Origin of the sequence: Colwellia sp. PAMC 21821, from assembly GCF_002077175.1 — a bacterium.
Classification (GTDB): Bacteria; Pseudomonadota; Gammaproteobacteria; order Enterobacterales; family Alteromonadaceae; genus Cognaticolwellia.
This window is the reverse complement of sequence record NZ_CP014943.1, coordinates 1,363,122-1,374,632: the sequence shown is the minus strand read 5'-3', so window position 1 is coordinate 1,374,632 and position 11,511 is coordinate 1,363,122. Positions and strand designations below refer to the sequence as shown.

Sequence of the window (11,511 nt, the reverse complement as noted above, 5' to 3'; positions counted from 1 at the left end):
AGGATCTTCATATGACAGTTAATAAAATTATTTATGTTTTAGATACCAATATATTATTACACGAACCCTTCGCCTTTCTCTCCTTCAAAGAACATGATGTTGTCGTACCGATGACGGTATTAGAAGAATTAGATTCTATTAAAGATCGCAACAAAGATGTGAGCCGTGATGCGCGAGTTGCCATCAGAGCGCTTGAAGATACATTAGTCAATGCATCACCAGAGCAAGTACTTTCCGGTGTTAAATTACCGCAAAACGATGAACTACACCCCAGTGGATGTTTATCCATTTTTAACGATTATGCCTTGGACGAAAGTAAAGTAAAGTTGTCGTTTAATGAAAATGATAATCGCATTATTAGTACGGCAATTTATTTACAAGCACAAAACCCAAAAAACAAAGTAGTGCTGGTTACAAAAGATATTAACATGCGCTTAAAGGCAAAAGGTGCAGGGCTTGCTTTTGTTGAAGACTACCGTACTGATCAGCTGATTGATGATATTCAATTTTTAACCAAAGGTTATCACCAATTTACCGGTGATTTCTGGCAGCACGTAAAAGAGTGCGAAAGTGAAACCCAAGGTCGTAATACCACCCACTACATTAAACGCGATTTACTGCCCAACAGTTATATCAATGAATACCTTATTGATGAAGGCGAACATTTTGCGGGTAAAATTACGGGCGGGGACGATGAAAAATTATCAATAGTCGATTTAAGTCGTGAACGCTTAATGGCAAAGCAAGCATGGGGCATTCATCCAAAAAACATTTATCAAGGCATGGCGATGGATGCTTTGCTTGATCCCACCATTGATTTAGTTATTCTCACCGGGCCTGCAGGCTGTGGTAAGACATTGCTTGCCTTGGCCACAGCGTTAGAACAAGTTATTGAACGCGGGCTATACGATAAAATTATTGTTACGCGCAGTACCCCTGAAATAGCAGAGTCAATTGGCTTTTTGCCCGGTACAGAAGAAGAAAAAATGGCGCCATGGTTAGCGGCAATCACTGATTCTTTAGAAGTACTGCATAAACAAGACGAAAATATGAACGGAAGCCTTGATTACATTATGGACAAAGCCAATATTCAGTTTAAGTCTGTGAACTTTATGCGTGGTCGAAGCATTCAAAATGCGCTGGTTTTACTTGATGAGTGCCAAAACTTAACGGCTTCGCAGTTGAAAACCATTATTACCCGCTGTGGCGAAGGTACTAAAATAGTTTGTTCAGGTAACTTAGCGCAAATTGACAGTAACTATTTAACCGCAGTCACCTCTGGCCTGACCTACATTGTAGAACGCTTTAAAGACTTTCCAGGCAGTAGTAATATCAATTTAAATGGCGTGGTTCGTAGTCGTTTAGCCTCTTTCGCGGAAGAAAACTTATAAGTCTCTAGGTCTTGGTGATGTCAGGTATTTTTAATGATATCGCCGTTATGTTTTTCTCTGCTGTTCTCAACGGCTAGTTTGATTTAATATTAAGTCATAAAGTTAACGATAAATTGTTGATGAGTGAGCCATCAACAATTTTACGTTTATTTACTTATCAGGGCTTCCTAGTGTTAGCAGAAAATTCAAAAGAACAACTTTTTCAACGCTACAATAAATCGGTAATTATGGTCTTTACAAGCATTATGCTACTGACCTTTATTATAACGCTTTATAGTTATTTTCTTGCCCGTGATACCCACCGTAACGATAAATTAGCGGAAATGAGTCGGTATAGTACCCAGCTAAATAATAAGCTCAATAGTACGGTTGAAACACTGACCGGTATTCGTGACTTAGCTGAATATTATTTACGTTTCCCTGAAGAATTATCCAGTAAAGCGCCGTCATTGCGACAAGAAGGTAAATACTTTTATCAGAATAAAAATCGTCAAAACTTAACGACGAATAATCGCATCATGAGCGGCAACATCACAGGTGTTGGCCGCATTGACGCTTTTAATCAATCATTTGTGCATGAGTTGATTATGGCAAATGCATTAACACCCGCATTTGTTACTGCACAGGAGTCGATTAAAGAAGCTAACTGGTTGTATTACATTTCAGTGCGTCGCTTTGTTAATTTATACCCTTGGGTACCCAGAAATATTTGGCAGTACAGTGATCAAAGCTTAACGAATGGTTTAATGCTGAAAATAAAAGCCTCAAAGCTTAAGGATGAAAAGTTTTGGTCCCAGCCTTATGTTGATTCTGCCGGCAAAGGTCTAAATGCGGCTTTGGGCATGGGCGTTTATTTAGATAATGAGATAAAAGGGGCGGTGCTGATTGATATTAATACGGCGGGCTTTTATAACTATTTACCTAATATAAGCGATAAAGATCATGGCTATATTATTGTTGATAAGCATAGCCATGTTTTGTTGCATAAAAATGTCGCCAATTTTACGCTAAATGCCAATACCGCTTTTAGCGATGCAGCGCCGTCACAATTAAATCAATTTAGTTATCAAACGCTATTAAACTTGCCGCCCAGTGCTGAAATTGGTGATTGGGTTGTGCAACGAGAGCAACTGCCGATTAATAATTGGATTCTACTTGAGTATCATCGAAAAAATAGTTTTTATGCGGTAATTAATCAGCGCTTTATCTCGATATTAGTGGGTGTTTTTTTCGGGCTGTTAAGTTTATTAGTGGTGATTTATTACGTGACACACCGCTCATTCATTGCGCCATCAAAAAAATTCATTAGTCATATTGAATATTGTTCAGCGGGCGACCCGGGTAAAATACAGCCATCTGATGAGTGGCGGCATTGGTTTAAAATTGTCGAAGATTTGTTTGGTGATAACCGCAGCTTAATGCAGCGCTTAAAAGATCAAAACAATGAGTTAGATCTAAGGGTGAAAGAAAAAACCCAAGCTCTATTCTATAAAAGTGAGCAACATCAGCGTGACTATGCCTTACTACGGTCAGTGATGGATGCTATTCCAGATTATATTCTATTTAATGACCAGCAAGGCCTTTTAATTGGTTGTAATAAAGCGGTTGAGCAACTTGTATCACAAAAAGAAGCTGATATTTTAGGTGGTAAAATTAATGATTTTATTGCAACCGATATCGGCGAGAAAGTCGCGCAGAGTATAGGTGAAAACCCACAAGGAATCTCATCTACAGCCTATCATCAAACTATTTCTACTGAACAGAATACCTATGAAATTTATCAAGCACCGTTTTATGGTGAACAGAATGAATCACTTGGCAGTATAATTTTAATTCGTGATGTTACGCAGCAATTCGAGATTAACCAAGCCCTGCAGCGAGCTAAAAATCAGGCCGAAGAAGCCAATCAAATTAAAAGCCAATTTTTAGCGAATATGAGTCATGAAATTCGCACGCCCATTAATGCCATTCAAGGTATGTTTTTTCTGTTACAACAAAGTAGGCTTAACAAAATTCAGGAACAATATTTGGGGAATGCACAAACAGCTTCGAATACATTGCTTTATTTAGTGAATGAATTACTGGATTCAGCAAAAGTAGAATCTGGCAATATGTCAGTGCATAAAGAACAGATAGAGCTGGAAAGCATTGTATCGCAGGCACTTAATTTAAATATTGCTGCACTCGTTGGGAAAGACTTAAGCTTAAGTGTCGCCATTGATAGCCAAGTACCTTTATATATTCATACTGACACCATGCGCTTAGTACAAGTGCTGAGTAATTTACTCAATAATGCGATTAAATTTACTGAGCGGGGTAAAGTTGAACTTACCGTGGCATTATCTAACACAGCTAAAAATCGCCTAAAAGCTAATAATATCGAGGTTTTATTTAAAGTTAAAGACACCGGTATAGGCATAGAAAAATCAAAACAAACAGACCTATTTGAAGCTTTTAAACAAGTCGATGAGTCGATGACTCGTGTTTATGGTGGTACAGGGCTTGGGCTATCAATATGCCAACATATTGCGCAATTACTAGGGGGCGAAATTACCATTGAGAGCGATTTAGGCCAAGGCGCAGAATTTACCTTAGCTTTACCTTTAAACATACCTTTAAACATAACTTCGGATATAGCTTTAGCGTTGCCAGATAATAACGCTGACGATAGCCAATATTGTGAAGATTTTTTATCTAAGTTTACAACGCAATTTTCGACAGTGGCTGTGTTTAACTCAGCGGTAAATATACCTGATAAATTACGAGAAAACTTTACCGATATTACTCAGCCTATTATTGATATTTCAAATTTTACAGCGCTAGCAACCGTTACTGATAAAAGCGCTAAAATACTATTTGTTGATAGTAGCCAGTACCCGCAAGGCTTTTCAGACAGTGAATTGGCGATAATAAAGCAAGAAGTTAGTGTGCTTGCGTTATGTCAGCCAAGGGCAAGCATTATTGCCACTCAACTACTTGATCAATTAAACGGCTCTCAGGTTAATTATTTATTACTTGAAATACCCTTGTATCGAGATGTTATTGCTAAGCTCGCTAATGAACTTACGCGGGTGCCAGCAAGCGGAACATTAATCAATGATAACGTGACGGTTGATCCGCTTGAGATTGATGCACATCGACCTAAAATAATGCCGAGTCTTTTTGGACTAAAAATATTGCTAGTTGAAGACAACCTAGTTAATCAACTGGTCGCCATTAAACTATTAGAATCTATGCAGGCGCATGTGGTTGTTGCACAAAATGGCCAAGAAGCGTTAGATAAGTTACCACTCGACAATTTTGATATTATTCTAATGGATATTCAAATGCCGGTCATGGATGGATTAACTGCAACCCAGCACATTCGTGCTCAACAGCAATATAATAAGTTACCCATTATTGCCATGACAGCACATGCGCGTGAAGAAGATAGGCAGCAATGTATAGCAGCCGGCATGAACTTACATATTGCTAAGCCCATTAGTTTGAATGTATTACGCGATAGTATTTTGTCGCAAATGAGCAATACCTAGAATTAATTCTAGGTATTTCAATTGACCTCAGTGCTAGGCTCAGGAGAAAATTCTTCTGCATAATAACGGCCATTGCGAATGGCAAACTCAGAATCTGCTGTTAACTCGCCAACCCGCATCATGGCAGGACCCGTTGGCTCGGCTAGAATATAGGCTTCACCATCAACGGTAATGGTAAGTTCGTTACCTTTACTTGGAATATTAATGGCGAGTAAAGCATGATTATTGATAAAAACTAGCATCACTTTCATTCGAGGCATTAGCGCCCTATAAATTGCCGCGGTGAGTGTCACTTTACTGTCGCAATCGCCTTGGTTTTGAAATAGCGTTTGCAGTGGAGGATTAAAGCCAGCACCTGTTGAAGATATTCTCGATTCTAAAGTTGAATAAGGAATGCTTTGTACAAAGCCGAGGACATAATCGCCGACCTCTCTAACATCTTTAGTGGATACCTTGTCTAAAATAAGCGCCTTTAGTACGGAGAAATCAGCTACGGAAGTTTGTGCAAATCGAACATGATCAGGCTTAATAGATAAACTATTATCATAAGAAACAAATTGCGTGTAAAAATTACGGGCTAAATGTTCATTCATGAAGTCTTGTTTAAGTTTAGTAATGCTTTTATAGGCTTGGTCGATTGTATTTTGATTATCACTTTTTAGCTCAATTTGTAAATTATCACCAGCCCCTATAAATTTTATTTGTACATTGTCGATTGGGTCCTGGCTGAGCTTTTGTCTGATTTTTTGATCGACGTATTTTTTTGCATGCAGAGCGTTGTAGCTTTTAAAGTTTCTAAAACGATCAAATATAATGACTTTATCAATAGCAAAGCTTAATGATTGTGTTTGTTGAGCTTGGTCTAGCCATTGGTAATTGAATTGAATATATTCATCTGTGGTTTTTTTACTAAAACCAAGCTGCTCCGCCCAAGCGAACCTTGGCAAACATAATATTAAAAATACAACAATACCAATAAATTTCACCACTGACCTTTATCCTAAGCTAGCAACATCTAAAGCTTACGTTAATTTTTGCTGGCAAGCTAATTTCTCACTTTAGCTTTACTTTTACTGTGTTTCATATATATTCAAACAAGCGTTTTAATTAATTGTTTAAATTACCTGTTCGGAGAATGTAATGGCTGATTATCAAGTGCCTTTGAAAGATATGAGTTTTTTGTTATATGACGTATTTAATGCCGATAAATTATGGCAGTCATTACCAACGTTAGCTGAACGGGTAGACAGAGATACCGCTGAAGCTATTTTGCAAGGTTGTGCGAAAATAGCTGAACAAGAAATAGCACCATTATCACGAAATGGTGATGAAACAGGTGTCACTTTTGACGCCGGTAACGTAACCACAGCACCCGGTTATAAAGAAGCCTTTAAAACTTATGCTGAAGGTGGCTGGACGTCATTGGGCGGAGACCCTGACTTTGGCGGCATGGGTATGCCTAAAATGTTAACTGCATTTCATGAAGAAATGTTATGTTCGGCTGATATTTCATTCTCACTTTATCCAGGCTTAACTGCTGGCGCAGGCTTGTCGTTAGCGAAGCATGGTAGTGAAGCGTTAAAGACCCGTTATTTAACGCGCATGTATGCTGGCGATTGGGCTGCAAGCATGTGTTTAACTGAAGCTCATGCTGGTACAGACCTTGGTATGATCAGAACGAAAGCGGTTCCACAAGCTGATGACAGTTACTTAGTCTCGGGGACAAAAATATTTATTACTGCCGGTGAGCATGACCTAACTGAAAATATTGTCCATTTAGTGTTAGCTAAATTACCCGATGCCCCTGATGGTCCGCGCGGAATTTCATTGTTTTTAGTGCCTAAGTTTCATGTTAATGATGATGAAACTATTGGTGAGCAAAACAACGTGAGTTGTGGCTCTATCGAACATAAAATGGGTATTCATGCTTCTGCGACCTGCGTGATGAATTTCGATGGTGCTAAAGGTTATTTAGTCGGCGAGCTTAATAAAGGCCTAGCTTGTATGTTCACTATGATGAATTTTGAACGCATTGGTGTTGGTATCCAAGGCTTAGGTGCAGCAGAGCGCTCGTATCAAAACGCTTTAGAGTATGCCAAAGACAGAATTCAAGGGCGTTCATTATCTGGCGTTAAGTCGCCTGATGCGCAAGCTGATTCATTGCTCGTACATGGCGATGTTCGTCGTATGTTATTAAACATGAAAGCCTTGAATGAAGGCTCACGTGCTCTTTCAACTTATATTGCTATGCAGTTAGATATTGCGACATACGGCACCGGTGAAGCACAAGCGAAAGCAGACCAACTTGTTGCCTTAATGACACCGATTGCTAAAGCGTTTTTTACCGATCTTGGCTTTGAAAATACGGTTGCTGGACAGCAAGTTTTTGGCGGTCATGGTTACGTGAGAGAGTGGGGGCAAGAGCAGTTGGTAAGAGATACCCGTATTTCACAAATTTATGAAGGTACTAACGGTATTCAAGCCATGGATTTGTTAGCGCGCAAGGTTGCTGGTAGTAAAGGCAAACTTGTATTAGTGTTTCTTGAAGAAGTGCGTGCTTACATCCAAGAAAGTAAAAACGACGCTATGCAAGAGTTTATTCAACCTCTGGCGAATGCCACAGATGAACTAGCCGACTTAACTGAGCACTTATTATTAGCGGCGCAAGCCTCTCCAGAAGAGCTTGGTTGTGCGGCGAATGACTATTTACATGTATTTGGTTATACCGCGATGGCTTATGTTTGGGCTAAAATGGCGGAAGTATCACTTGCAGCGAGCGATGATAAGAGTTTCCATGAAAGTAAAGTGCGTACAGCTCGTTACTTCTTTTCAAGATTGTTACCACGTTGTCAGTCATTAATTACGTCAGCGAAGTCTGGTCAGAGCGCGGTGTTTGATATAGCCGAGGAGCTTTTTTAAGCTATTCGCTTAAATGCTTAACAAAAAGCCAATTCATTCATTTGAATTGGCTTTTTTGATATTTGGCACGTGGTTTTTTAAAATTCATATCAGTTTTCTGAATGGTTAAGCCGATATAATTGGCTTTATGTAAGGTAATTACATTATGTTACTTTGTTAGCAACATAATCATACTTCTTTGTAGTTTTAATACATCTATAATCCGCCCGACGGACTTACCCGTTAAGTTATGGAATAGATTATGTTTGGTTTAAATGCAGGTGTCGTTGCTGAAAACAGTACCAGAAAAGTACTATTAATCGAAGATGACCGTATGGTGTCTAATTTAATTAAATCATTTTTGGAGAAGTCTAACTTTATCGTTAAGCAGGTTTTTCGTGGGGATTTAGCAAAACAAGCGATTCTCGAACATAAACCAGACTTAGTGATTTTAGATATTGGCTTACCTGATTTAGATGGCTTTCAAGTTTGTCATGAATTACGAGAAATATATGATGAACCTATCATCGTATTAACCGCCCGAAAAACTGACGCAGATGAAATTAATGCTTTTCACTTTGGCGCAGATGACTTCATTAGCAAACCTGTTTCACCGCGAGTGCTGAAAGTACGAGTTGAGGCGATGTTACGCCGAAAACCAATGAAAGAAGAGCGCCCTTTACATGTGATTAAGTCAGGAAATATAACCTTATATCCACAAGCACATAAATGTGAAATTGATGGAAATACCATTCGGTTAAGTTCTTTTGAATTCCTATTACTGGCTTTTTTAATCCAAAATGCTGGACAGGTGATGACGCGCGAGGTTATTTATACCACTTTACTGAACCGTAAATACAATGGTGCTGAACGTACAGTCGATGTGCGGATTTCCAAGTTACGCGAAAAATTAGTCAAAGAGGGAATGACACAAGTCAGCATTGATACTGTTTGGGGTAAAGGCTACACATTAAGTGAATCAGCAGCGTAATTACACTAAACAGTAGTTGCAACGCCAGGATTAAATATAGCGACCTACAAGGTTGAAAAATTCCCGGGCACTTTGACATGACTACTTCATTATTGGCTAATAGCCAAATATAGCCTGAGACTACCAAGTAGGTTTGTTGTTTTTTATGAGTATTTATAATGCCTTAAAGCGTAAGTGCAATAATATAATAATGAACATTGAACTCATATCGAACTCATATCGAACTCATATTGCCCCCCAATTTATTTACAAATGCTCGTTGTAATTATATTTATTATTCCTCGTAAATTGACCTTGAATGAAAGCTAAACCGGTGACTAAAATAATGATAATTAAATGTCCTTTGAGAAAAATTAAGCTTTAAATTAGATACTTTTTAGCGGTCAAAAGCTAGAATACGCATATTGGTCTTTGAAAACTTTAAACCTGCTGGCAGCAACTAATGCGTAAAATGATATTTTTTAAACACTCTCAACGAAAGCTAAACTCAGTGCGTATTTTTAGCGTTTTACTCATCATAATGTTAGCAGCATGCAGCAGTAAAGAGGAACCGGTAGTGGTTGCTATACCTGTTTGCGATTTCGAATATTCTCGCTATCAAGCAACCGTTACAGGCTATTGCCAAGAGCCTGCAGCCGATCTCCCCAAATCATTAAATGTTATTAATAAAAGTATAACGATTAAACCATTAAATGAAATTTCAGAGATATTTTGGTTTAACAAAAAAATGAAATACTCGTTAATAAAACAAGAGGCTATTGCACCAGTCATTTTTATTATTGCGGGTACCGGCGCAAGTTTTGAGAGTGCAAAAATGATCAGTCTGCAAAAAAGTTTTTTTCAACAGGGCTATCATGTTATTTCACTGTCATCGCCAACGTTTGCTAATTTTATTGTTAACTCACCAAACACCCAATACATGCCTGGCGATTTAGCTCATGACGCAAAAGATTTATATAAAGTAATGAACTTAGTCTGGGCGCAAGTTCAAACAGAAGATGAAGTAAAGGCTTCGTCATTTTCACTTACTGGTTATAGCTTAGGTGGCGCTCACTCAGCATTTATCGCACTTATTGATGAAGAGAAGCAAGCGTTTAACTTTGAAAAGGTGCTCCTAATTAACCCTCCGGTGAGTTTATATAATTCGGTCAGTATTTTAGATGAATATTTTGACTTGCGTAATAATCGACAAGCCGCTGTAGCGATGTTTGATGAAATTTTTGCACGCTTTTCAAATATCTACTCAGCGCAAAGGTCCTCAAAATTTGACCAAGGGTCAATATACAATTTATTTAAAAATGCAGAGTTAACCGAAGCTGAATTCAAACTGCTTATTGGTGCTTCATTTAGAATGTCGTCATCAGATATGATATTTGCCATCGATGTTAGCTTTAATACGGGTGCAATCACCTACAAAGACCACACCATAGATAAATTTGAGAGTTTGACCCATTCAATGCAGCGAGCGAGTGATATTACGTTTGGTGACTATTTTGACCGCGCTATGCTACCTAGAGCTCAGCGCGAAGATATCAATCTTACTAAGGCGGATTTGATCAAACGTTACAGCTTGCATGCAATTGAAGATTATTTAAAAACGTCAGAAAAAATATACTTAGTGACCAATCAAGACGATATTATTTTACAAGCAGGCGAGGTGGAATATTTGCAGGAAGTTTTCGCCGAACGAGCGAAAATTTTTCCTCGTGGTGGACATTGTGGCAATCTAGATAGATTAAGCTTTGTTGAGCATTTACATGCTACTTTCCAAGGAGGGGGGAATTAATGCTAATGTTTTCGCAAAAGTGTACTCATTTTATAGCGCTATTATTCTGCACTCTTTTGGTAGCGTGCTCTTCAGTGCCCACGTTGGAAGATAAGGCTATAGCGCCAAAAGTTGCCTTGCCGGATAATCACGAAGAATTGGGCATCATGACGGCCTATGACGATCCTTGGGAAGGGTTTAATCGTCGAATATATTATTTTAATGCTAAAGCCGATACCTATTTTTTATTACCGATAGTTGACGCCTATAAAAAAATAACCCCTGATGTTGTTGAAACTGGCTTGAGTAACTTTTTTAATAATTTAGGTGAAATATCGACTTTTATTAACTCGTTATTGCAGTTTAAGTTATCAGTGGCAGGTGAAACCTTTGGCCGCTTTCTTGTTAATTCGACTATAGGCTTAGCGGGGGTAATCGATGTTGCAACACCCGTAGGTTTTGTTGAGCAAGATGAAGATTTTGGCCAAACCCTTGGGCATTGGGGGGTTAGTTCAGGGCCTTATCTAGTTTTACCTTTGTTGGGTCCATCTTCACTGCGTGACGCGACAGGCTTAGCCTTTGATGCCTTAGCTGATCAACAGACTTTAGATGTTCTTGGTATGAAGTCTGAAGAGGAACTTTATCTTTCACTCGTCAACAGTATTGATGCGAGAGCCAGATTACCTTTTCGATATTACGCTTCAGGTTCAGCATTTGAATATGAATACTTGAAACTACTTTATAAAAAGTATCGTGAAATTCAGGTGGCTCGCTAACTTATTCGTTCTTGTTAAGTGTTGAAAACATTAATTTATCTGCTATAGACAAAGCTTGTTGCATATTAACGTATAAAAGGTGAGTTCTAGGTTTAGCTATTTTATTAATTAAAGGTATAATCACGCTTTATACACGCCTTATAAATTTTCTAGGAAT

At 38.5% G+C, this 11,511-nt stretch carries 7 protein-coding genes; 6 read left to right on the top strand and 1 reads right to left on the bottom strand.

What is annotated here, in order from left to right:
* Window positions 1–11 precede the first annotated feature (11 nt).
* Both A3Q33_RS05765 and A3Q33_RS05760 read left to right on the top strand, forming a co-directional pair.
* Window positions 12–1,391: a PhoH family protein gene (locus A3Q33_RS05765; RefSeq protein WP_081148379.1), complete on the top strand. Its 1,380-nt coding sequence runs from the start codon at window positions 12–14 to the stop codon at window positions 1,389–1,391.
* Window positions 1,392–1,510: 119 nt separating this feature from the next.
* A complete protein-coding gene (locus A3Q33_RS05760) occupies window positions 1,511–4,924 on the top strand; it encodes an ATP-binding protein (protein WP_081179125.1) in 3,414 nt (1,137 codons plus the stop codon).
* A 17-nt stretch (window positions 4,925–4,941) separates the two neighbouring features.
* Here the strand turns inward: A3Q33_RS05760 and A3Q33_RS05755 are convergent, their stop codons facing one another.
* On the bottom strand, window positions 4,942–5,913 hold the full coding sequence (locus tag A3Q33_RS05755) for a hypothetical protein (protein ID WP_081179124.1): 972 nt from the start codon (window positions 5,911–5,913) through the stop codon (window positions 4,942–4,944).
* A 151-nt stretch (window positions 5,914–6,064) separates the two neighbouring features.
* Between A3Q33_RS05755 and A3Q33_RS05750 the strand changes: the two genes are divergently transcribed.
* From A3Q33_RS05750 to A3Q33_RS05735, 4 genes are all read left to right on the top strand, one after another.
* On the top strand, window positions 6,065–7,843 hold the full coding sequence (locus A3Q33_RS05750) for an acyl-CoA dehydrogenase C-terminal domain-containing protein (protein WP_081179123.1): 1,779 nt from the start codon (window positions 6,065–6,067) through the stop codon (window positions 7,841–7,843).
* 241 nt (window positions 7,844–8,084) lie between these two features.
* Window positions 8,085–8,813: a response regulator transcription factor gene (locus A3Q33_RS05745; RefSeq protein WP_081179122.1), complete on the top strand. Its 729-nt coding sequence runs from the start codon at window positions 8,085–8,087 to the stop codon at window positions 8,811–8,813.
* A gap of 442 nt (window positions 8,814–9,255) precedes the next feature.
* Complete coding sequence (locus tag A3Q33_RS05740) at window positions 9,256–10,599, top strand: hypothetical protein (protein ID WP_081179121.1); 1,344 nt, start codon at window positions 9,256–9,258, stop codon at window positions 10,597–10,599.
* Between the two features lie 83 nt (window positions 10,600–10,682).
* Entirely contained in the window at window positions 10,683–11,354 is a 672-nt protein-coding gene (locus tag A3Q33_RS05735) for an MlaA family lipoprotein (RefSeq protein ID WP_196798056.1), read from the top strand.
* Window positions 11,355–11,511 lie beyond the last annotated feature (157 nt).